Source organism: Metasolibacillus sp. FSL K6-0083, assembly GCF_038630865.1.
Taxonomy (GTDB): domain Bacteria; phylum Bacillota; class Bacilli; order Bacillales_A; family Planococcaceae; genus Metasolibacillus; species Metasolibacillus fluoroglycofenilyticus.
In genome coordinates, this window is the sequence record NZ_CP152046.1 from 2,904,721 (window position 1) to 2,926,948 (window position 22,228).

19 protein-coding genes are annotated in these 22,228 nt (G+C 37.9%); 10 read left to right on the forward strand and 9 right to left on the reverse strand.

Annotated elements, in window-relative coordinates; genetic code table 11:
- Nucleotides 1-318: 318 nt before the first annotated feature.
- Nucleotides 319-2,112, reverse strand: coding sequence for an alpha/beta fold hydrolase (locus MHB51_RS13650; RefSeq protein ID WP_342558376.1), 1,794 nt, complete (start codon nt 2,110-2,112; stop codon nt 319-321).
- 299 nt (nt 2,113-2,411) lie between these two features.
- Here MHB51_RS13650 and MHB51_RS13655 point away from each other — a divergent pair, with 299 nt between their 5' ends.
- Nucleotides 2,412-2,747 (forward strand): cytochrome c, encoded by a 336-nt coding sequence (locus tag MHB51_RS13655; RefSeq protein ID WP_066169377.1) that lies wholly within the window; start codon nt 2,412-2,414, stop codon nt 2,745-2,747.
- A gap of 75 nt (nt 2,748-2,822) precedes the next feature.
- Here the strand turns inward: MHB51_RS13655 and MHB51_RS13660 are convergent, their stop codons facing one another.
- The 4 genes from MHB51_RS13660 to MHB51_RS13675 all read right to left on the reverse strand — a co-directional run bounded on the left by MHB51_RS13660 (nt 2,823) and on the right by MHB51_RS13675 (nt 7,391).
- Nucleotides 2,823-3,350: a hypothetical protein gene (locus tag MHB51_RS13660; protein ID WP_342558377.1), complete on the reverse strand. Its 528-nt coding sequence runs from the start codon at nt 3,348-3,350 to the stop codon at nt 2,823-2,825.
- Nucleotides 3,351-3,609: 259 nt separating this feature from the next.
- Nucleotides 3,610-4,782 (reverse strand): M20 family metallopeptidase, encoded by a 1,173-nt coding sequence (locus MHB51_RS13665; protein ID WP_342558378.1) that lies wholly within the window; start codon nt 4,780-4,782, stop codon nt 3,610-3,612.
- A 296-nt stretch (nt 4,783-5,078) separates the two neighbouring features.
- Nucleotides 5,079-6,059 (reverse strand): diaminopimelate dehydrogenase, encoded by a 981-nt coding sequence (locus MHB51_RS13670; RefSeq protein ID WP_342558379.1) that lies wholly within the window; start codon nt 6,057-6,059, stop codon nt 5,079-5,081.
- Between the two features lie 282 nt (nt 6,060-6,341).
- Entirely contained in the window at nt 6,342-7,391 is a 1,050-nt protein-coding gene (locus tag MHB51_RS13675; protein ID WP_342558380.1) for a P1 family peptidase, read from the reverse strand.
- Between the two features lie 484 nt (nt 7,392-7,875).
- Here MHB51_RS13675 and MHB51_RS13680 point away from each other — a divergent pair, with 484 nt between their 5' ends.
- A complete protein-coding gene (locus MHB51_RS13680; protein WP_342559488.1) occupies nt 7,876-8,910 on the forward strand; it encodes an AI-2E family transporter in 1,035 nt (344 codons plus the stop codon).
- Nucleotides 8,911-9,160: 250 nt separating this feature from the next.
- On the opposite strand, the gene MHB51_RS13685 is transcribed toward MHB51_RS13680, so the two are convergent.
- Nucleotides 9,161-9,457, reverse strand: coding sequence for a hypothetical protein (locus MHB51_RS13685; RefSeq protein ID WP_342558381.1), 297 nt, complete (start codon nt 9,455-9,457; stop codon nt 9,161-9,163).
- Between the two features lie 131 nt (nt 9,458-9,588).
- The gene (locus MHB51_RS13690) at nt 9,589-10,836 is read right to left on the reverse strand and encodes a helix-turn-helix transcriptional regulator (RefSeq protein ID WP_342558382.1); all 1,248 of its coding nucleotides are present in this window, start codon (nt 10,834-10,836) and stop codon (nt 9,589-9,591) included.
- 195 nt (nt 10,837-11,031) lie between these two features.
- Here MHB51_RS13690 and MHB51_RS13695 point away from each other — a divergent pair, with 195 nt between their 5' ends.
- The 6 genes from MHB51_RS13695 to MHB51_RS13720 all read left to right on the forward strand — a co-directional run bounded on the left by MHB51_RS13695 (nt 11,032) and on the right by MHB51_RS13720 (nt 14,386).
- Nucleotides 11,032-12,333 (forward strand): MFS transporter, encoded by a 1,302-nt coding sequence (locus tag MHB51_RS13695; RefSeq protein ID WP_342558383.1) that lies wholly within the window; start codon nt 11,032-11,034, stop codon nt 12,331-12,333.
- Between the two features lie 92 nt (nt 12,334-12,425).
- Entirely contained in the window at nt 12,426-12,551 is a 126-nt protein-coding gene (locus tag MHB51_RS13700; protein ID WP_268807885.1) for a hypothetical protein, read from the forward strand.
- 12 nt (nt 12,552-12,563) lie between these two features.
- A complete protein-coding gene (locus MHB51_RS13705; RefSeq protein ID WP_066169360.1) occupies nt 12,564-13,130 on the forward strand; it encodes a DNA-3-methyladenine glycosylase I in 567 nt (188 codons plus the stop codon).
- Entirely contained in the window at nt 13,127-13,501 is a 375-nt protein-coding gene (locus MHB51_RS13710) for a nuclear transport factor 2 family protein (RefSeq protein ID WP_066169358.1), read from the forward strand. The genes MHB51_RS13705 and MHB51_RS13710 overlap by 4 nt, the downstream gene beginning before the upstream one ends.
- Nucleotides 13,502-13,654: 153 nt before the next feature.
- Nucleotides 13,655-14,215 (forward strand): tetratricopeptide repeat protein, encoded by a 561-nt coding sequence (locus MHB51_RS13715; RefSeq protein ID WP_342558384.1) that lies wholly within the window; start codon nt 13,655-13,657, stop codon nt 14,213-14,215.
- Between the two features lie 15 nt (nt 14,216-14,230).
- The gene (locus MHB51_RS13720; RefSeq protein WP_342558385.1) at nt 14,231-14,386 is read left to right on the forward strand and encodes a hypothetical protein; all 156 of its coding nucleotides are present in this window, start codon (nt 14,231-14,233) and stop codon (nt 14,384-14,386) included.
- A 205-nt stretch (nt 14,387-14,591) separates the two neighbouring features.
- Here the strand turns inward: MHB51_RS13720 and MHB51_RS13725 are convergent, their stop codons facing one another.
- The gene (locus MHB51_RS13725; RefSeq protein WP_342558386.1) at nt 14,592-17,171 is read right to left on the reverse strand and encodes an AAA family ATPase; all 2,580 of its coding nucleotides are present in this window, start codon (nt 17,169-17,171) and stop codon (nt 14,592-14,594) included.
- Nucleotides 17,171-18,454, reverse strand: a complete 1,284-nt coding sequence (locus MHB51_RS13730; RefSeq protein ID WP_342558387.1) for a methyltransferase domain-containing protein — start codon at nt 18,452-18,454, stop codon at nt 17,171-17,173. Before MHB51_RS13730 ends, MHB51_RS13725 begins: the two co-directional genes overlap by 1 nt.
- A gap of 118 nt (nt 18,455-18,572) precedes the next feature.
- Between MHB51_RS13730 and MHB51_RS13735 the strand changes: the two genes are divergently transcribed.
- Both MHB51_RS13735 and MHB51_RS13740 read left to right on the forward strand, forming a co-directional pair.
- Nucleotides 18,573-20,762, forward strand: coding sequence for an MMPL family transporter (locus tag MHB51_RS13735; RefSeq protein WP_342558388.1), 2,190 nt, complete (start codon nt 18,573-18,575; stop codon nt 20,760-20,762).
- Between the two features lie 451 nt (nt 20,763-21,213).
- Nucleotides 21,214-21,918 carry a GntR family transcriptional regulator gene (locus MHB51_RS13740; RefSeq protein WP_342558389.1) on the forward strand — a complete coding sequence of 235 codons (705 nt, stop codon included), beginning with the start codon at nt 21,214-21,216 and terminating at the stop codon, nt 21,916-21,918.
- Nucleotides 21,919-22,228 lie beyond the last annotated feature (310 nt).

Genomic DNA, 22,228 nt, shown 5'->3' on the forward strand with positions numbered 1-22,228 from the left:
TATATAGTTTGATTTTTTAACAAATATTTAATATAGAAATTGAAATATTAAATACCCATTAAAAAAATGTTCTTGCGGTTATTCGTCACAGGGGGCTGTCTAAAAAGAGGGTTTTGTCTAGAAATCGCATGTTAAGGGGGATTTTTGCTTCTTCTCTTTCATTTGGAGAAGCACCGCTAAACCCTGTGTTTCTAACATTTTCAAAGAAAGCTCTCTCTATTTTAAAGGAGCAAACATTTTACCAAAACATCATCACCAACGTCCAAAATGCCGGCTATGCACGGCTTTTTGGACGCCCCTCCCCAATATAATTAGTTATTATTTTAAAATAAATGTAGCGATTTTTTCTACAAGCCCTTCAGTTAATGGCAATGTAGGGTTTGCATATGTTGCAAGATTACTTTCGCGGTCAGCTGGTGCATCCTTTAATACGTGGTTCATCGTTTCAAAATAGAGAACCTCTGCATCGGATTTTGCTGTGTGTAAACGCTCTGCGTCTACTTTTGTTATTTGTAAATCGTTATTTCCTTGAATAATTAATGTCGGCACTTTTAATTCAGCTAGTTTAGCTGCTGGGTCGTATTTTAACCAAGAAATTAAATATGGCTGTACAGATGGGCGGAATAAAGCATATAAATCCTCTGGCACATTATCTACCGTTTCACCTTTTTTCAATTGCTCCAAAATAGTTGAAGCCGTTTCTAATAATGGCTCTGGCAATTGTGCAGTTAGCTGTTCAAACAAAATTTCGTCAATTGGTCGACCAGCGCCGGCAATTGATGTCAGCGATTCAACTGTGGCTGTATGCGCAGCGATAATGCCAACTAATGAACCTTCACTATGACCAATTAAATGGACCGATGAGAAACGAGGGTCTTGTTGAACAAATTCAATAATTTGCTCGACATCCTGTGAGTAATTTGTAAAGCGTAAATCGCCCTCATCTTTAAGTAATTCCATATTATCTCCAACACCGCGTTTATCAAAGCGAATAGATGCGATGCCTTGCTGTGCTAAACCTTCAGCTAGCATTTTTAAGCTGTTGTTTTCACCTATAACGGTGTTGCCGTCCTTAGTTGTTGGACCAGAGCCTGCAATAATAACGGCTACAGGCACTTGTGCAGTCGCATTTTTAGGCATTTCTAATGCAACTTTTAATCGTCCATTTTCAACAGGGACTGCTAGTTCCTCGTATGTGACAGCAGGCGGCTCATAAGGCGTTAAAATAAGAGGGAAGGTCATTCCGTTTTGTGAAAAATTCGCTGTAATGCGGTCTTCTTCGATTTTCCCTTCAATGGTCATAGTCGTTCCTGCAATATCGACAACCGCCTGTAATTGCTCTTTATTAGTTGTGAGTGAGCTAACGGGATAGTTTGTTAAACCTTGAGCTGGTACAGAAAAATATGCTTTTCCATCTGCATCAATTTGTAAAATAACCGATAGTGGGCTTTGTGGAATATCAATTTTCCCTGCCCATTGACCGATTGGCAATATGCTTTCCTCCATTTCATTTAATGCTAATATTCTTTCTAAAAACAGAGCGAATTGTCCACGTGTTAACGGCTCGTTTAAGAGAAACTGATTGGAAGTGGTCGTAATATTATTGCTGCTTAATGCCTGTACATACGGATAGCTCCAATGGGATTTCGGAACATCTGAAAAAGATGTTGTTTCGGTTGCTTGTAAATCAAATGCTTGTACTAAAATTTTTGCAATTTGCCCACGAGTAATAGGTGTGTTTGGATTGAAGTTACCATCAGGTTGTCCATCAATTAAGCCAGCCTTATAAGCATTTTGGATTGTTTCATAATAAGAATGCTTCTCTGATACATCAGTAAATTCTTTTCCTTCTCTAATTGAAGGAAGCTCAATTAAGCGCTCTAATACCACTAATACATGCTGGCGCGTAATAGTTTCTTGAGGTCGAAATGTGTTGTCAGAAAAACCTGTAATAGCGCCTTTATCATGCAGTAGATTGATAGCGCTCGCATAAGGGCTTGAAGGTACAATATCACTAAAGTTTGGCTGCTCGGCATACGTCATTGTCGGTAGGACAATAGCGGGTGTAATAGCTGTTGCTGCAATGATTGCTGCAAAATGTTTTTTCTTCATTTCATTCCTACTCCTCTCTATACTTCTATTTTTATGATAAAGGGTTTTCTCTTATGTGAAAAGCAATAGCCATTCATTATTGGAAGATAGGGTCGATATTAATGAAAATAACAAGGAGTTTCTATTATAAGTTTAATAGTAAGTAGAAATGGGAAGAGTTAGATGTAAAGGAAGTCTAGGCACAATTTTGCCATAGTTCACAATGTATAGAAGCTTTTCTACAGGGTTATACTTGAAGTAGTTTCTGTAGCCATGCTATGGTTTTAATGTAGGGTAAAAAAATAAAATGAGGTGTTATTATGACAAAGCGTTTAATGCACGTATTGTTAGCAGGAGGGTTAGCGGTATTTGGCCTTGCAGCATGTGGGGGAGATAAGGCGAAGGAAGAGCCATCTACTTCTACAAATGAGCCAGCAGGAGATACTGTAGCAGCTGGAGAAAGTATTGCTAAATCAAAATGTATTGGCTGTCATGGTGGCGATTTAACAGGTGGAATGGGTCCAAATTTACACGGTCTCGCATTGTCTAAAGAAGAAATTGTGGATATTTTAAAAAATGGTAAAGGCGCAATGCCTGCTAATACAGCGCAAGGCGACGAAGAAGCTGTAGCGGATTATATTTTAACATTGAAATAATAAAACGGCAGAACCTAGAAATTGCGGTTCAAGAAAAACCGAACTATGTTACGAAATACTAATTTCTTTAGTCTTTCAGTCATAGTTCGGTTTTTTTAATTCTTCAATTTTAAGAAATACACTTGAATACATTATTTCTATATTCTTTGCACTTTCTTTATCATTATATAAACTAAATTTAGAGGTATATTGTTCTCCGTTAGGTAGTTTTAAATAAAGTATAGCGTATGCTTGTGTTTCTACTTCTTTTGCATCCTTGTAGCTTAGTTCACGCGATATAAATGGAAAATAGGACTTTTTAGATTTGATAAATAAAAAAGGAATTTCTGCTTTTTCGTAAATATCAGCATATTGGGGCTCAGACGCCTCTTCCAAATTTTCTTCAGTAATAAAAATAGCATCATATGATGAAATTCTATTTTTTTGTGTTAGTTGTTCAATTTCAATTTCATCAAAAATAATATTTTTTTCTTGGACATCTGGTGCATTCCCGACGATACCTATTTTTAATGTTTCCCCGCTATAAATTTGGTTTTCATCGTAAGAACATCCCGCAATAACTAAAAATGATATTCCAAATATAAAAATTAAAAGCTGTTTCATAAAATACCTCCCGCCCTAACCTATTATACCATTTATGTAAAAAAATCAATTTATATAACAGCTTTAAAAAGTTCCTTTTTGTAGTTAATTTAGGGCTCGTCACTTGAGAGCGTATCACATTGTGGGGTGACTGTTTTTATTATTTTGAAAAATATGCGAAAGGAAGGCTTAGATGAAACGAATTTTAATGGAACTTCAGTAGAAGAGCCTCTGGCAAACTTTAAAAATTAGGATGTGAGTTTGCTAGAGGCCTAATGGATTACTCTCCGTATGTTAGCGCAAAATTAACCATTGCGGCAATGCCGTATTGGATGGCTTCATTCTCGAATTCTACTTTATGATTATGCAGTGCGCGGCGTGTATTTTCGTTATCGCTGCCTGTGCCCATTCTGAACATGAAGCCAGGTACTTGCTCTAAAATATAAGAAAAATCCTCGCCTCCCATTGATGGGGCAGGCATATGTACGACCTGCTTCTCGCCTAACAGCTCTGTCGTAACTTGTTCAAACAATTGCAATAACGATGCATCTGATAGAAGTGCAGGGCAGCCATGTTCATAATGTAGGGACGCATTACCACGCATGCTTTCAGCAGTATGTTGAATAATGCGTTCAATAATGGCTGGCATTTGTTCTCTGATGGCTGGGTTTGTTGTACGAACTGTGCCTTTCATTATAACGCTTTCTGGAATAATATTGTGAGCCTCACCACCTTGAATATGCCCAATTGTAACAACAGCTTGCTCTGTTGGTGGGATTTCCCTTGCTACAATTGTTTGTAAGGATGTAAGTACATGACCTGCAATCAAAATAGGGTCAACTGATTTGTGTGGATGTGCAGCATGGCCACCTGTACCTCTAATTGTGATGGTAATATTATCACAGGCAGCGAGCATTGCTCCATAACGAATGCCAATCTCCCCTACTGATAAGTCTGGAGAAGTATGAAGCGCTATGGCTGCGTCAACTTTTGGATTTTCTAATACTCCTGCTTGTAGCATCTCTTTTGCTCCGCTCATAATTTCCTCAGCAGGTTGGAACAGTAGCTTAATATTCGCCTTCAGTAAATGCTGATTATCGATAAGCATTTTCGCTGTTCCAAGTAATACAGATGTATGTAAATCATGTCCGCAGGCATGCATAATACCTGAGTGTATAGATTTATAAGGTAAGTTTGTTTCCTCGGAAATAGGTAGAGCATCCATATCTGCCCGTAGCGCTAAAGTTTTTGTTGCATTGGGTGCCTCAATAAAGCCAACAACCCCAGTGCCACTTTCTGCAATTGTATATGGAATACCCCATTTTGATAAATAGCTAGCAACTAGCTTCGTCGTCTCAAATTCCTTATTACTTAATTCAGGATGCTGATGAAGATGTTGACGAACCGAAATCATCTCTTCTGAAATTGTAGATGCTTTTGTGAATAATGACATCGCTTATACCTCGCTTCATAGATTTTGACAAGAATATTATCAGAAGTATAAGAATACTTCAAATTTCCTTGTTGCACGTATTTAGATTTTAACTTCTTTCAGTGGGTGTCCAAACACCGGCTGGCAAAGAGGAGTCTAGTCTAGGCACATCGCATCTTGCGATGTTAGCCTAAGTCTTCGACGGATGTTGCAGATTAGTTAGCCAACGTGTAATTAATAAATGAATACTGCAATAAAAAATAGCTGTCTGAAAAGACATGTAATAGCGATAGTACATGCTTTTAGACAGCTTTTAATTATAATAATTCTTTGCGTAATTGTGCAGCGGATTTTGGTGATAATAAGCCAAACGGAATGTCAAAAACAGTTTTTGCTCCTTTGTCACCAGCTTTATTTAAGCGGTAGGCTGCACGTGCATATGCAACGATAACACTTGATGTAAAGTTTGGGTTGCTTTCAAGCTTCAAAGAAAACTCAAAAATTTGTTTGTCATTTGCACCGCTTTCTCCACTGCGAATAACAAATCCACCATGTGGCATCCCCGTATGATTCGATTTGAAGTCCTCTTCCGAAATAAAATGAACTGTTGTGTCATATTCATCAAAATAGTTTGGCATTGTGACAATTTCTTGTTCTATTTTTGCAGCATCAGCCCCTTGTTCTAATACGACCCAGCATTCACGGGCATGCTTTTCACGTGTCGTTAGCTCGGGATTTTCCCCATTACGTACACGCTCCACTGCATCTTTGATTGGCAATGTATATTGTGCAGCATATTTCACACCCTTAATGCGGCGCACGGCATCTGAATGGCCTTGACTTAAGCCATCTCCCCAAAAAGTATATGTGGAGCCTACAGGTAAAACTGCCTCCCCGATTAAACGATTTAATGAAAATAAACCCGGATCCCAGCCAACAGAAATAATGCCTATTTTTTCGGATTTTTGTGCAACAGCATCTACAGCATCAAAAAACTGTGGAATTTTTGCATGTGTATCGTAGCTGTCCACGATATTAAACCATTGTGCAAAATATGGGCTTTGATCGGGTAAATCCGTCGCAGAACCGCCGCATAAAATCATGACATCAATGTCATCCTTATATTCTTTCGCCTCATCTATTAAACATACTTTCGCATTGCTAGCAATCTTCACTGTTGCTGGATCGCGACGTGTAAAAACAGCCACCAGCTCCATATCAGAATTTTGAGATATTGCGTGCTCTACACCGCGACCTAAATTTCCGTAACCTACTATACCAACTCGAATAACAGTCATTTAATATCCTCCTATGTCTGTGTATTTACTAGCAATGAACAAGAAAAACCCGTACTAGCCAAGTAAATGTAAGCTTCCAATCATTAAGGATGTATACCCTTAATGATTGAAGTTTCACTTTATTATCATACGCTCTGATTTAAAGATTCACAATAGTTCGATTATATTTCGATATTTTTATAAGTCTTAAGTAGCGATTTGCCCAATTAGTAGGTAAGTTCACCCGAAAAATGAATGGATTCGCCCGAATACTCACCTATTTTACCCGCAAAAATCAGCACCCTAATCAAATCGATAAGCGTGTACGACATGTCCATTGCGTCCCGAAGTTGTTTCTGCCTGTGATAAAGAGTTTAAAATGGCTTCTTCAGTCGCTTCTGCTGCTGCGGCAAATAAATGATTCATCACAGGGTGATCTTCACGTAGCTGGGTGCGTGTTTCAAATAACCCATCTGTTTTGTGTGCAATAGTTCGGGCTGTTGTAAAGCCAATAACAATATCTCCACTACCATGTGAAAAATGGCTGCCTGTTCTGCCAAGACCGATACCGCAGCGTTTAATAACACGTAGCAATTGTCTGCTACTCAACGGTGCATTTGTTGCTAAAACGATGATAATGGAGCCATCTGTTGGGGCAACAGTATTGGCAGCCTGCTGTTGTTTAGGTATGTAATGCGTAGCTAAAAAATCATCCTTGCTCCCAAAATTGCTTAGTACTAAACAACCGACTGTATATTGTATTGCCTCGTTCACTGTGATGATGCGTGATGCTGAACCTATACCACCTTTATAGCCGAAACAAACCATGCCTTTGCCAGCTCCAACAGCCCCTTCGGCAGCAGTGTCTGTCGAAGCGGTGTGAATAGCTTCAATCGCATGCTTCGGTGTAACAGCACAATGACGAATTGAGTTTAAATGACTATCATTGCATTCGCCAACTACGATATTAATTGTGCCAGTCGTTTTACCAATAGCTTCATTTGCCTCAAGCATATATTGTAGCGTCCCTTGCGTTACAGCAGGGACGCTCAATGTATTTGTTAACATAATAGGCGACTCTAATATACCAAGTTCATTTACTTGTACAAGTCCTGTTGTTTTTCCAAAGCCATTTAGAACATAGCTTGCTGCTGTTACTTTTTGTTCAAATAGGTTACCAGAATGAGGCAGGATAGCCGTCACACCTGTACAAGCATAATCTCCTTGCTCATTTAAAGGATAATCCAGCGTAATATGTCCAACTTGGACACCATCGACATCTGTAATGCAGTTTTTATCGCCTGTTCGTAATTTTCCAACAATAATACCATGTTCACGCAATTTTTTGCCCATCTCAATGCCCCCTAAATTTTAAACTGATAATAGACTACTATGTTACACATATTTTACAGCATTCAGTTGAAATTGGATGTATCTTTTTGTGTGCTAGGTATAAAGATGAATTTCACGTCAATAATGAAATGTAACACCTAAACTAAAAGCCTCTTTTTCTCTAAATAAAACTAAAAATAAATTTATGCTAATAATGCTTTGGATATCATAGTTATGCACGTTATAATAATGAATAGATAGAGGTGAAATCAGGTCTATTTATTATACAAATATTGGATTTTCGATAAATGGGTAATTAACATATTGGAAGTGGAATAAATTTTTGAATCATGAATACGTTAAGTAATACTAAAATCATAAGTGTCATAGCTACCGAGGAAATACGATAGCTGAAAAAAACTTAAAAACAAAAGGGGAGGTCGCTGCTACTAGACAAGCCACCTATAATTGCATATAGGGCTTTGTCCATATTTTGAGTAGTAGAATGCTCGTGTGGGATTTTTTTAAAAGTCATGGCTTTAAACGCTTTATGATTTTAATAGGTATTGGGGTGGCATTGTATTTAATGCGCAGTATGATTAACCTCATTTTGTTTACGTTTATTATTACATATTTAATGAATCGATTAAGCACAAAGCTAACAAGTGTAATAAAAAAATATGTGCCGATAAAAGAGGCGGTTATTACTATTATTATTTACTTGCTATTTGTAGCAGGGGTTGTTGGTGTTGTTTATAAATATTTACCGATGGTGTCACAGCAACTGACACAGCTTTTCAACTTAATTATGAATTTCAATATTAATCCAAATGAAAATGAAATCACAAAATATTTAGCACCGACAATTGAGAAAATTGAGCTTGACCAATATTTGGAACAAGGTGTTAATTTTATCGTAGAAAATATCACGAATATTGGGAAGCTACTTTTACAAGTGTTAATTGCAGCAATTTTAAGCTTATTTATTATGCTAGATAAAAATCGCATTATTGAATTTACGATGAAGTTTAAAAATAGTAAAATTGCTCCTTTATATGATGAGCTACAGTACTTCTCTAAAGTGTTCATTCGTTCTTTTGGTAAAGTTATTGAGGCGCAGTTTATCATTGCATCGGTGAACTGTATATTATCTGTTATCGTTTTATATTTTATGGGCTTCCCGCATTTAATTGCGTTAGGAATGATGATTTTCGTACTTGGGTTAATTCCAGTAGCAGGTGTAATTATATCTCTAATTCCTTTAACGATTATTGCCTATAGCATTGGTGGCTTCATGTACATTGTCTATATTCTGATTATTGTTACAGTATTGCATGCTATAGAAGCCTACTTCCTAAATCCAAAGTTAATGTCGGCAAAAACAGATTTACCGATATTCTATACGTTTATGGTCATTTTATTTTCCGAGCATTTCTTTGGTGTGTGGGGGTTAATTATCGGTATTCCACTATTTATGTTCCTGTTAGATGTGCTTGAAGTGACATCCTCTAAAAATCAGGAGGCTGCCGAAAAAGACTGAGGTGTCTTTTTTAGCGTTTAACAAAACACAAATGAAATGGGGCTGTTCAAAATGCCGTGCATAGCCGGCATTTTGGACAGTAGCGATGATGTTTCACAAAATGTTGATTCATATAAATAGAGAGCGCCTCTTTTAAAAATGGGATGAACATTGGCTTTAGCAGTGTTTCCCTTCAGTAAAAGGGAAGCGATGAAAACCTTTATTTCAATGCGGTGTCAAAACAAAGTGGACTACTCCCCTTTATAAAAAACTATGACATAACATGTTCTCTTCCATTTTCAACGTAAGATTCTAGAATAATGCGCCCATCTTTTTTGTAATAAAAATAAGTTTTATGGTCACTTTTTAACTTTATACTAACCATGAAATTTTTACTTCCTTGTAAATTAGAAATAAACGCTTCACTGGAAATAATATCATCCTGCTCTATTTTTGCTTCTGTTATCAAATATTCCACAACATCATCTTCTAAACTCTTTTTTTGAAGGCTTACGAACAAAAATATACAACCTATTAAAATCAATAAAAAAATCCCGAATTTTCTCATACAAATCTCCTTCAATAACAGCAATTAAAAAGTGTGTTGCTCGTTTTCAAATTTTTTAGGCAAATAGTTTATAAAAAGCTACCGCTAGCGTCCCAAATATCGGCAACCGCACATCATTTGGGACGCCCATTCTACATAATTTGTTCATACGCTTGAAGTATGAATTGCTTATCGAAAGTATTTTTAAATTCTTTTACCCCATCCATCGCGTACAATATGTCACGCTTGGCATTTTCGTGGTCTCCTTCTTCTAAATAGCATAGCGCACGGACAGCATAGGAGCGGTAGAAAATACCTAAATCTGCTGGATGTTGGTGATTTTCAGGGATATACAAATTTTCGAGTAGCTTTTTTGCCTGCGCGAATTGTTGCAACTGTAAATGCGCATAGGCATATTCTCCATTGACAAACATTTTAGCGTCTGCATAAGCTTCCTCAGGTATATCAAAATAATCAATGGCAATCGCTAAAGCTTTTTCATAATCTTGCTCGATTTGATTCGTATAAACGAGCGTTAAAATTTGTGTCGCGATAGCATCGGAGGAATCCTCTAGTGCCGCGGAATAAGCTTTCATTTTCATTAAATAATCATGGCTTTTTTGAGCATCGCCATTGGAGCAATGCAAATAAAATGAAAAGCGATAAAAGTCATTTAAGCGATATAATATTTTTTTCTCTTTCGCTAGTTTTAAAGCGAGTTCTAAATACTCGAATGTTTTTTGGTCATTATATAAAGCAGCATAAACGACAGTAAAATTATAGTAAAAATCAAGCTTACTAAGGTCGTCGATTAAATAATTGTAGCGCTCTAGATATTTTTCCCCTTCTAATAAATAGTCTAACGCTTGCTCATAGTGATGCATATTAAATCTAATAGCACATAAAAGACTGAAGCAATTGAGCATTTTCGAGTAGGCATGAACATTTTCATACATTTTTGTTAAAGGTGAAAATGGCTCAATAGAAAGGTCGATTTTTAAACGATAGCGTACTCTTAAATAGATTTCTAATAACCGTACTTCCTCATAATGATTTCCCTTCAAGCTCTCGGATTGTATGAATGGCTCAATGAGCTGCAAAAGCTCTTGTCCTTTTATCGTATACTGCTCTTTATTAAATTCCTTTTTTTGCTGCATGAATAGTTGCTCAGCCCGCATGAAAGTATCATGTATTTTTTGGTTATCCTCTGATTGCATGAGTTCAGCAACATCTATCTGAAGCTGGTTGGCGATATAATGTAAGCTCTCCATCGAAGGCTGAGCTTTGCCGTTTTCAATTAAACTGAGCATGCCTTTTGTTAGACGATCTCCTGCTACTTGCGCTAAAGTCATTTTTCGTTCTTTGCGCAGCTCTTTTATTTTTGCACCTATATTCAACATAAGGTCACCTCACTACGTAAGATTATAGCAAATATTATAATGAAAAGGTATTTAATTTAATTAAATTAAACAAATTGGGGTTGACTCGAAGTGTTATAATCAAATAATTTTAAATTTAATTAAACTTATTGTTGAAATTTTAAAAATAATGTTTTAAAATAAGTTTAATCAAATTAAACAAAAGGCGTGATAAAAATGGATGAAAAGTTAAAGTACAAAAAATCAACGTATCATTTGTACACATTCCTTGTGAGTAAAATGATTGGCTCACTTGGTTCTAATGTATATGCATTTGGAATTAGTATGTACATTCTTTCTTTAACGGGTTCTTCTTTGAGCTTCGCAACAAATATTTTATTAAACATTTTGCCAAGAACAATTATTTCCCCTATCGCGGGTCTAATAGGGGACCGCGTACCACGCAAATGGCTTGTAATTGGTGGGCAAGCAGGGGTAGTTTTAACGGTAAGTATCGCACTTTTATACACGTGGATGGTCGATTTATCTTTGATAGTTATTTATTTGGCAACATTTTTTAATAGTGTTTTTAGTTCGTTTTCGGGCGTGGCATTTTCAGCATCTATTGCAAACCTAGTTGATGAAGAACGTCTGCAAAAGGCGATGAGCTTTAACCAGTTATCGTACTCTGTTTCAGGTATTGGTGGACCGATTTTTGGTGGTATGTTATTTGGTTTTGCATCAATGGAAATGTTTTTACTTATTTTTATTATTGCACAGGCAATTGCCTTGTTATTAGAATCAACAATGAATTTCACGCTGCATAAAAAATCTGTGACGCAATCTGAACAGACACAAAAAGAAACAATGCTACAAAGCTTTAAGGCTGGATTTGTTTATTTAAAGCAGAAGCCAGTTGTGCGTGCGATTTTATGGACAGCATTGTGGTTAAATTTATTTTTCACATGTATAAGTGTTGGAATCGGTTTTGTCTTGTTAACAAATTTAAAATTGCAGCCGCAATTAATTGGTATCATCGAGGCGGGAGCCGCAATTGGCATGCTTGTTGCATCGATTTATTTAGCCACTCGTAGCAATTTAAAATTCCCAATGGTTGTTGTCAAACGTTCAACACTATTAATGGCAATTTCAGTTATTATGACAGCAGTACCATTGTTATTTAGCTGGTCCAACACAATAAACTTTATATACTATATAGCACTGATGTTTATCTCTGGTGGGCTTGGTGTTGTGACAAACACGCCAGTAGGGGTGATATTGCAAACATCAGTAGACGAGGAATATAAGGGGCGTGTATTTGGCATTGTGGAAATGATGGCAATGAGCATGATGCCAATCGGAACATTAATATACGGTATTTTATACGATATGCTTCCTGCACAATCTATTTTGATTGTAAGTGGGCTGATTTTAGTGCTAATCGTTTTATTATTGCTGCGTCGTTCGGTAATTGAAATGGCACACCCGGAGTTGAAGAATAAAAAGAAATTGAATGTTTTAGAGGAAGTAGAAGGGTGAGTAAATGCCCTTCTTTTTTCTTTGGAAATACTTGTATAAAAAGAAGGGTTGAATTATAATATAGAGAACGTATATTCTATTTGGGGGTAGTTATGAATCATCAGCAGTTAAAAGAACGAGCGCTATGCATTGCAAAACCACCAAAGAATTTTCAATTAATGTTTGAAGAGGTTGATGCACAGCTAAGTGACGGTACGGTCATAACTTTTCAAGATTAAGGAGGGGCTATTATGCAGCGTTGCGGCTGGGTAAAATTAGACGAGCCATTGTATGTAGAATATCACGATAATGAATGGGGCAAGCCTGTTTACGATGACCAAAAGCTTTTTGAGATGATTTGCTTAGAAGGGGCACAGGCGGGATTAAGCTGGTGGACGATTTTACAAAAACGCGAAGGCTATCGTGAAGCGTTTGACGGATTTGATGCCGAAAAAATTGTTCGATATACAGATGAGAAATTAGCTGAATTAAAGGAAGATACACGTATTGTACGGAATCGACTGAAAATCGCTAGCGTTGTTACAAATGCACAAGCCTACTTACGCATGCAACAACAGTATGGTTCTTTCTCAAATTACATTTGGCAATTTGTTAATCACGAGCCACTCATTAATCATTGGTCAACGATAAGTGAAGTACCTGTAACAACAGCGATGAGCGATAAAATGAGCAAGCAATTAAAAAAGGACGGCTTTAAATTTGTTGGTAGCACGATTTGCTATTCTTTTATGCAGGCAGTAGGCATGGTGAATGACCATGTACAAGATTGCTTTTGCTATGAAGGAGGAAACAAATGAATAATTTGTATGAACAAGCATTAAATGATTATATATCAGCTACGAATACACATGATTTTACAAATGTTCAACGAATGCTTCATCCAAATGTCGTTTATTGGTTCACAGATAAAAAATGTACAACAATGACTGAAATACAGCATTATTTTGAAAATGCTTGGGAAGCAATTAAAGAAGAAGTATATGAAGCAAGGGATGTTCAATGGCTCATAACAAATCAAGATACAGCCACTTGCTTATATACTTACTGCTATTCTGGTTATTACAATGGGAAGTTTATTTCAGGGCAAGGGAGAGCAACAAATATTTTTGTGAAAAATAAGAAAAATGAATGGAAGCTAATACATGAGCATTTAAGTAGTGGGCTATAAATAAAGCGCTTGAAATCAAAGTGAAAACAACGATTTTGGGCGCTTCTATTATTAACATTGCATTGAAAAAGACCTTGCTTATGAGTGAAACATTACTTTATTCTCTAACATTTGTATCATATATTGTAATTCATAGGTTTAGGGGGCTACGTCATGCTATTGAAGCAACTGAAACAGAATTTCTTAATTATAAATGCAACAGTTTACTTTGATGAGCAGCAATATTTGCGTGAACAAACTAATAATCCTGCTAGAGTTCAGGTATTTATACAGCAAGCAGAGGTACTGCTACAGCAGATAGATAACGAGGAGGAGCAGTACTATTTATTAGGCTCGCTTGGTTATTGTTATCGCATTTTAAATCAAGCTAATAAGGCAATATTTTATTTAGAACAATGCCTAAAAAAAGTAGAGGCAAATCCTGCTCGCAACATGGTTACACTTATTCGATTAGGGGAGGCATATAAATATAACAATCAGCATAAGAAAGCATTAAAATTATTTGAAGATGCACAGGCAATTCAGAGAGCGCACAATATTGAAAATTATGAGGATTTTATTTATCAACACAAGGCAAAATGTTTAATGGAGCTGGGAGACAATGCTCAAGCAAAGGAGCTTTTGAAATTGGCTTTAGCTATTAGAAAGGATAAAGGCATTGACTCGTTAATTACATCTACTGAGAAAGTCCTACAGCTATTAAAGGAGGAATAAAATGCTACACCGCTTATGCTTTTATTAGAGCAGCTAGATGGAAAAAAGATGCCGATACTTGCTGATTTCGATTGCTGTCATACGCACCCGATGCACCCGCTAGCAATAGGCAAAAAGATACGGCTTGATGCAACGGCAAAAAAAGTATTTTGTATTGAAGCGTGGTTGTAGAGCTACCAAGCACGAAAGGCTATCTCAAAAAACAAACTTTTCTGGAAAATTAGTTTTGCACTTATTTAAAATCAAAAGAAAGCTGCTAAACTTAGCGTTTATCTCAGTTTCAATGGAACCTTTTTTCTTTTATCCCCCCTGATAAAACATCATCAAAAGCGCCCCGAAAGCTGGCAATGCACTGCTTTGGGGCGCTTTTTAACATCTATAGTCGAGGGTCTACCGCGTCACTTTCTAGTGCTAATGTAGCTAGTACACATTCATGTATGCGTGCCATGCTTTCTTTTTGGACGAAGCGCTCGATGCCCTCTAAGCCTAGAGCGAATTCTTGCAAGGCATGTTTCATTTTCTTGCTTGGATTGCGCTTTTTTAGTTGGGTTAGCTGGTGCGGGTCTGTATAGTCCATTCCATAAATAATGCGCAAATATTCACGCCCCCGCACTTTAATTGCTGGTTGAATAAGTTTCCCTTTGCTTTTAGGGATAAAGGCTAGTGGCTTAATGACGATTCCTTCGTGACCGACTGCCGTCATTTCCTCCCACCATTCAATCACTTTTTGCTCATCCTGCTCGTTCTCAATGACTTTATACTCTGTTGGAATAAAGATAGTTGAATTTTGAGCAAGCCAATGATTCATTTCCATATGCCATGTATGTGGCTGATGGAAGCACGTTCCGTTGCTATGTGCAAGTATATGGAATGGAGCAACTTGAATGCTTGATAAATCATCTACAGACCAACAATAATTTTGATAAACTGCATCGAAACGTACGGCGTTGCGGAGTAACTCCTTATATTGCTTTTGCCAATCAGCGACATCGACAAGTGTTGTTTGTAGCTTTGTAGCTAGCTTTTGGCGGTCCATTAAAGCATGTTCTGCAACGTGTGCATACTGCTTATCGATAAGCGACTGAGCCTTTAAGTTCCAAGGTAATATTTCCGCATCTAATAAAACGAAATCTGTTCCCATTTTTTCGAAATAGTTTTTGGCAACTAATTCTGCGTGTAACTTTTGCACGATGATAGCGTGAGCTTCTGGTGCGAAAAAGGCTCGCCCAGTGCGTGTTGTAATAATGCCAAGCGTCTCGCTATCGACCCATTCTTTCGCAATTTGCTCATCTTTGAAAAGTAAAAATACAGCGCGACTTCCCATATGCTTTTTCTCCGCAATAAGCTGCGTCAAGCCATGCTTTTTATAATAGGCAAAAGCCTCTAGAGGATGCTCTAAATAATCTTCATGCTGTGATGTTTGTGGTGTTGGGCTCATCGTTGGCGGAATATAAACAAGCTGCTCCATAGGCACAGTATAGTGTGAAATGGTGTCGATTGCGGCTTTCGCATAGCCGTCGCCAATCCAAACATTTTCGCCATGTGTCGTAGCAACCTCAAAGCCGTTTAAGAAAGCATAAATATTTGGTGCTTGGAAATGCTTTTCTGCTGCTTCTAATAAAGGGTTTTGCTGCTCACCTGCATAATTCTCGTAGGCATCCACTGCCTCGAAGGTACCTTCAGGATAGCGCAGTGCTGTTAGCTGTCCACCGAAGACGACACCTTGGTCGATATTAATTGTATTGTTAATTTTTAAGGGCTTTAGCTTTGGCTCGTGCCCCCAAATAATTAATTCAGATGTTTGGTGATTAGTGTACCAATCTGCACGAATCGGTCGTCCTGTGTCACTTGTTCCAATAACATCGCCGTAACGGCAAAAATCGCGAATGCGAGGTGAGTTTTTTCCAATATAATGGTCTTTGATACCAGCGTGTGTAACGATAGCTTTACCAATTCCATTTTCCAAAATAATATAATGAGAAGGTGCATGCAATAGCATTTTAGCAAGGCGTTCTTTTAATTGCGCTGTGTCATTCGCACCGTGCTGTTGCTCGAAGTGCTGCATTTCTTGCTCAACCATTTCATCTCCATGTGCTAACTGTACGCTTTTTCCATCTAGCCAGCGCGCAATTTTCCAGCCGTGATTACTATCTGTCATATAGCTTAGCCCTGACTCAATTTGCTTCAGCCAAAATTGCATTGTTGCGAGTGATTTTGGACCGCGGCTCATAATATCGCCGACGGAAATCAGCTTACGTCCCTCTGGATGCTTATAAAGGCCGTTTTCCTCGATATAACCTAGCTTTTTGATAAGAGCCATCATTTCATCATAACAGCCGTGAATATCTCCAATAATATCAACCCCTGCGCCAAGCTCAATGTGTAAATCTGAGGGGTGGCGAATTACCTCGACTTGCTCCTCTGGTCGAATTGTATAAAGCTTTGTGAAGGGCTCCTTTTTTAGCAAGCGCTTTTCATCCTTTAGTTTGCGAACTTGTTGTTTAATGCGTGCTGCTCCTCTAGGTCGCTGGCGCTCCTTATCACGTGCTAATAATTGTTCTAGTGGTACGTCAAAGAGTAAACCGTAAATGGCTATATGCTGTCTTTTGGCAATAGCAAAATATATTTCACGCTCCTTGGCGTTCAAATGTGTCGCATCCACAAATGTTAAGCGATTCAGTTTTGCTCTCGCAATAATAATCTGCTCCATTATATGAAATGTTTCTGCTGAAATGGCTGCATATTGCTCGTATAATAAATCGGCTTCTTGCTTCGAAGCTCCTTGAAAATTGATAAAATCAATGTCTGCGACCGTCATTCGATAATCGTCTGAGCTAACGATTTCGCTTAGTGCAATGCTATTATTGGCAACAAGATTTTGCAAAAATGTTGATTTTCCACTATTAGATGGACCAATACATAGCACAATGGCTGCATGTGGTAAATGAAGCTGCATTACAGTCCCTCCGTTCGTTTAAAAATGCACATTTGTGTTGGTGTACCGTGCGCTGTGTGTTGTTCGCCAATGCCGTAAAAGGTAGTTGAATAAGGAGTATTCTGTGCCATTGCAGCACACCAGCTTTCAAATTGTTGACGCGTCCATTCGAAGCGGTGATCTTCATGACGCATCTCCTCTAGCTTATATACTTTATTGTAATCCGCATTCGGAGTAGTAATAATTAATGCTTTTGGCGCATATTGCTGCAGTAGCATTGACATAATTTTTGGTAAGCGTTCCTCATTAATATGCTCAATCACCTCGCATAAAATTAGAATATCTTTGTGGGCTAAAGTATAGTCATGATAGAATAATGAGCCCCATTGAATGCGTGGCATTATAACTGTGTCAAGCTCCTCAAAGCGCTTTGTTGCTTTTCGAATGGCAGCCTCGCTTGGCTCTACTGCAATGAGCTCTTGAATTGTTGATAGCTCACTTAGTAGGGCTGTTAATTTCCCTTCACCAGCCCCAAAATCGACAACAGATTGATGCGGTAGTTTTTTGACTTGTTCGACAATTGCCTCATAGCGCTGTGTACTGAGTAAAGGCTTTGCTGTAGAAGTAGGCTGTGCATTAATTAGATGACGGAAGCGTAATGCTTTTTTATAAATAAAATCTTTCTCGGGATGCTGCTCTAGCCAGCCCTCACCATAACGCTCCAATCGTTCGCGCTCCGCCTCATCAATAAAATAATGCTTATAATCATCCATTACAGGAATAAGGACAAAAAGTTGTTGCAATGCCTGCTGCAAAGTAGTTAGTGCACTAATTTTAATAAAGCGCGCTCGTTGCGCGGCTGAAATTGCCTCTATTTCAACACTGAAACCAAGTGGTGTAAACAACTGCTGAATTTCTTCGTTTGTGAGCTTCGTAGCTATAGGACCAAATTCAAAGCTGAAAGGGAAAGCCTGTTCAGCGAATGCTACGTACTGCTCCTGTGGTTTACCATTTAGCGCAGTGCCGAGCATTTTGCGAATAAGCGATAAAAAAATACTGCTCGCCGCAAAGCTGCGGTCATTAATATAATGTGTAATATCGTATGCACGTTCATGTCCAACGAGCGCGAGCGGGTCAGGGGTCACAAAAATGGTAGCCTCTACCTCATGCGCTGTTAGCTTATGATAAACGAAGCGTACAGCATGTCCTTTTTCATGTCTTTCATGTAAATTATTTGGATTTTTAGCGAATAAATAAGAAATTTCTTTCGCATATGGGGTTTCGCAATAAATAGTTAATTGCATACAGCCACATCCTTTCTACTTTTAACTATAATGAAAAAACAATCCTTTAGCTAGAAAGTTTCGCGTTTCCAAGTTTTATGAAAAGGTATATATTTATTATAGGAAAGGAGAGGTTTTGATGAAACACAATCCATTACAGCGTTTTGGAGAGATTGTTGGGGGCAAAAAAGGAAGATGGGCATTACTTGGAATATGGCTTGCTCTATTAATTGCTTTAACGATGACATTACCACAAGTAAATAGTGTCGAAAACTTCGCTGGTGATGAATTGCCTACTGATATGATGTCAATCGAAGCAAAGCAAATTATGAAGGAGCAATTTGCATCAGATGCTGGTGTGCCACTATTAATGGTGTGGTATGAGGAAACGGGCTTAGAACTAGCAGATATAGCCAACATCCAAGCGCTATATGCAAAATTAGAGGCTGGGCCATTAGAGGGGCAGGAGGCTTTACCACCTTTTGCAAAATTGCCTCCTGAGGCGATGCTAGGAGCTCTATCAGAAAACGGACGCTCACTTGTAACACCAGTTTTTTTTGCAACAGATACGAATTCAAAAAGCTTTAAAAAGAGCTTAGAACAAATAACAGCTTATACAACAGAGGTAATGAATGAAAATCCATATGACAAAGGTTTAGATGAAGGTGGCTTACTTGCTCGTTTTTCGGGTCCGGTCGCCATTTCAGTAGATGCAGCTTCACTTTTTGGATCAGCAGACATACAGTTAATGATTGCAACAGTTATTTTAATTTTAGCTATTTTATTGGCGATTTATCGCTCACCAATTTTAGCGTTTATTCCAATTATTGTAGTAAGTATAGCGTTTTTAGTCATTAGTCCATTGCTTGGTTATATGGCGGAAAATGGATGGATTCATAAAGATGCACAGGCAATTTCAATTATGATTGTGTTATTGTTTGGTGCAGGTACAGATTATTGCTTGTTTTTAATTACGAAATATCGCGATAAATTATTAATGGAAAGTAATAAATTTATAGCGATTGCTGAAGCTGTACGTGATTCAGCGGGTGCTATTTTTATGAGTGGCTTTACTGTTGTAATTGGCTTAGCGACACTTGCGTTAGCTGATTACGGTGCTTTTCAGCGTTTTGCTGTGCCGTTTAGCTTTGGTGTGCTCTTAACGATGATTGCGGTATTGACTCTATTACCTGCGCTCCTTTCTGTATTAGGTCGCAAAGCGTTCTGGCCCTTTGTTCCACGGACAGTTGAAGAAGAACAGCTGCTTGCACAGAAAAAGGGGAAGGAATATAAGCCTCGTCAAGAAAGTCATGCTAAAATGCGCAAAATTGGTTTATTTGTTACACGTAAGCCTTGGCTTGTCGTTATAACAGCAGGTATCTTTTTACTGGCATTAGCCTTTACTTCAACAAAAATTCAATATAATTATGATTTACTTTCTTCCTTCCCAGAGGATATACAGTCACGTGAAGGTTTTGCATTGATTGAGGATAATTTTTCGGCAGGTGAATTAGCGCCTGTGCAAATTATTATTGATACACAAGGAAAGTCTGTGGATATTGGAGAGCAGCTTCGTAACTTACCGTATGTAGCAACCGTTCAGGAGCCGCGTGTAGGTAGTGAGAATACAAATATTATATTGTATGAGGTAGATTTGAATAAAGACCCATATTCAAACGAGGCTATGGAAGATGTTGAACAAATGAAGCAGGAAGTAGCAACTATTATAGATAATAAGTTTTGGATTGGTGGCGAAACGAGCGAGCAACTAGATACAAAGAAAGTGCAAAAGGATGATGAAAAGCTCATCCAGCCTGTGATGATTGCTATTATTTTAGCTGTACTTCTTTTATATTTACGTGCAGTTATTACGGCGATCCAATTAATGCTGACAGTACTCGTATCATTTTTTGCAGCCCTTGGTTTAGGCTGGCTTATTATTCATTATGGTTTAGGACACGAGGCGATAGCGAGTGCTATTCCGTTGTATTCGTTTGTATTTATTATTGCATTAGGCAATGACTACAACATTTTTATGATTTCGGATATTTGGAAAAATAGGCATCAAGGGATGGATTATAAGCAAGCGATTACGGAGGGGGTAGCGTCTACTGGTGCAGTCATTACGTCGGCAGGTTTAATTTTGGCAGGTACATTTGCCGTGTTAGCCTCATTACCAATTCAGCTATTAGTACAATTTGGTATCGTTACGGCTGTAGGTGTTTTATTAGATACGTTTATTGTTCGTCCGTTGCTCGTACCAGCTCTTATTACTCTATTTGGGAAATGGTCTTACTGGCCAAGTCGCTTGGGGAAAAAACATAATTAAGCGAATCCATTTAAAGTTGTGTTCTAGGGGCTGTCCAAAAAGCCGTGCATAGCCGGCATTTTGGACTGTAACTTTTGAGGGCACTTAACTTGGACTTTGAGATGAACGTGGAATAAAACTAATAAAACGTGGAATAAACCTCGAAAAACATGGAATAAATCTGCAATCCAATCAAATGGCGCACGCTAATGTGAGAGAGTGGATGGTATTTCAACCGAATTAGTGAACTGACCACCCAAGCAAGATTCTCTTTTATTCATAGCAACGCCCCCCATTACAATTTCTTAATATAATCTTTACACTTTGCAAAAAAGCATCAGCAGTACATGGGGGACTAAGGCTAGCAGCGAAATTGCATGCTCGTCATTCACTTGTGTAGTTAGTTAAAACATTTTACGATAAAGTTAGGCTGTAAAATCGTAAAGTAATCATCTAGTAGAGGTGAACAAGGGTGGATCAAGAAGAGTTACGGGTGAAGGATTATTTGCTACAAGGCATTTTGAACGGTACATTTTCATTTTATGATAAAATGCCAAGCGAGCTAGCGTTAGTAGAGCAATTTAAAGTACCAAGAATTAAAATTCGCAATGTCTATCAGTTCATTGAAAAAATGGGCTATATTTATTCGAAGCAAGGTGTGGGACGCTTTTTAAAGCATCAACGAAAAACGCTAGAGGTTGTCATGACAGGCGATGTGAGCTTTAGTGAAAAAATGCGGAAGCAGACAGGCAATTATAAATCAATCGTAACAAAATTAGAGCGTGTACCAGCTAGCCATGCAATTTATAGTAAGCCTCAAATTGTACCTGAGCATACAATTTATTTAGTGGAGCGTTTGCGCTTTATTGACGGTGAACCTGCGGCACTTCATCGGTCCTATGTTATTGCTAATAATTTCCCGCAAATTAAGCAGGCAAATAATCGATTAACGTCGATGTATAGTTTTTATAAAAGTAATGGTATTAATCAATTCCATAGCAGCTTTTCTAATTTATTAGTATCATTTCCAAATGAATTGGAGCGTGCCTTGCTTGGCTGTGAGGTGCTCGTACCGCTTGTAAAGGTTGAATCAGACAATTGGGATCAGGAGCAAAATCAATTATTGGAGTACACAGAAATAATTTATCGTACAGACCGTTTTTCTTTCCAACTATGAAAAATAGGTAGGGGCTGTCTGAAAAGTAGGCGAACATGCTACTTTTCAGGCAGTCTTTTTTTTAGCGATAAAGGGTCGGCTGAAAAGTTATTTTGAGGCGTTCCCTTTGCGACGAGTAATCGCAGGAGCAAATGTTTTACTGCGACGAGTAATCGCAGGAGCAACTGTTTTATGTGCCGAAAGCGAAGTGATAGGTACAAGCATTGTTTAGCGAATATTTAATATAAGATTGTCCAAAAAGCCGTGCATAGCCGGCATTTTGGACAGTAGTGATGATGTTTCGCAAAAAATTGATTTATATAAATAGAGA

What these genes read in the sequence shown, in the direction of transcription:
- MHB51_RS13735 (WP_342558388.1), top strand. Translation starts at nt 18,573, where the DNA reads ATGAAACACAATCCATTACAGCGTTTTGGAGAGATTGTTGGGGGCAAA.
- MHB51_RS13670 (WP_342558379.1), bottom strand. Translation starts at nt 6,059, where the DNA reads ATGACTGTTATTCGAGTTGGTATAGTAGGTTACGGAAATTTAGGTCGC.
- MHB51_RS13660 (WP_342558377.1), bottom strand. Translation starts at nt 3,350, where the DNA reads ATGAAACAGCTTTTAATTTTTATATTTGGAATATCATTTTTAGTTATT.
- MHB51_RS13655 (WP_066169377.1), top strand. Translation starts at nt 2,412, where the DNA reads ATGACAAAGCGTTTAATGCACGTATTGTTAGCAGGAGGGTTAGCGGTA.
- MHB51_RS13650 (WP_342558376.1), bottom strand. Translation starts at nt 2,112, where the DNA reads ATGAAGAAAAAACATTTTGCAGCAATCATTGCAGCAACAGCTATTACA.
- MHB51_RS13685 (WP_342558381.1), bottom strand. Translation starts at nt 9,457, where the DNA reads ATGAGAAAATTCGGGATTTTTTTATTGATTTTAATAGGTTGTATATTT.
- MHB51_RS13680 (WP_342559488.1), top strand. Translation starts at nt 7,876, where the DNA reads ATGCTCGTGTGGGATTTTTTTAAAAGTCATGGCTTTAAACGCTTTATG.
- MHB51_RS13695 (WP_342558383.1), top strand. Translation starts at nt 11,032, where the DNA reads ATGGATGAAAAGTTAAAGTACAAAAAATCAACGTATCATTTGTACACA.
- MHB51_RS13690 (WP_342558382.1), bottom strand. Translation starts at nt 10,836, where the DNA reads ATGTTGAATATAGGTGCAAAAATAAAAGAGCTGCGCAAAGAACGAAAA.
- MHB51_RS13710 (WP_066169358.1), top strand. Translation starts at nt 13,127, where the DNA reads ATGAATAATTTGTATGAACAAGCATTAAATGATTATATATCAGCTACG.
- MHB51_RS13705 (WP_066169360.1), top strand. Translation starts at nt 12,564, where the DNA reads ATGCAGCGTTGCGGCTGGGTAAAATTAGACGAGCCATTGTATGTAGAA.
- MHB51_RS13715 (WP_342558384.1), top strand. Translation starts at nt 13,655, where the DNA reads ATGCTATTGAAGCAACTGAAACAGAATTTCTTAATTATAAATGCAACA.
- MHB51_RS13700 (WP_268807885.1), top strand. Translation starts at nt 12,426, where the DNA reads ATGAATCATCAGCAGTTAAAAGAACGAGCGCTATGCATTGCAAAACCA.
- MHB51_RS13675 (WP_342558380.1), bottom strand. Translation starts at nt 7,391, where the DNA reads ATGGGCAAAAAATTGCGTGAACATGGTATTATTGTTGGAAAATTACGA.
- MHB51_RS13730 (WP_342558387.1), bottom strand. Translation starts at nt 18,454, where the DNA reads ATGCAATTAACTATTTATTGCGAAACCCCATATGCGAAAGAAATTTCT.
- MHB51_RS13725 (WP_342558386.1), bottom strand. Translation starts at nt 17,171, where the DNA reads ATGCAGCTTCATTTACCACATGCAGCCATTGTGCTATGTATTGGTCCA.
- MHB51_RS13665 (WP_342558378.1), bottom strand. Translation starts at nt 4,782, where the DNA reads ATGTCATTATTCACAAAAGCATCTACAATTTCAGAAGAGATGATTTCG.
- MHB51_RS13720 (WP_342558385.1), top strand. Translation starts at nt 14,231, where the DNA reads ATGCTTTTATTAGAGCAGCTAGATGGAAAAAAGATGCCGATACTTGCT.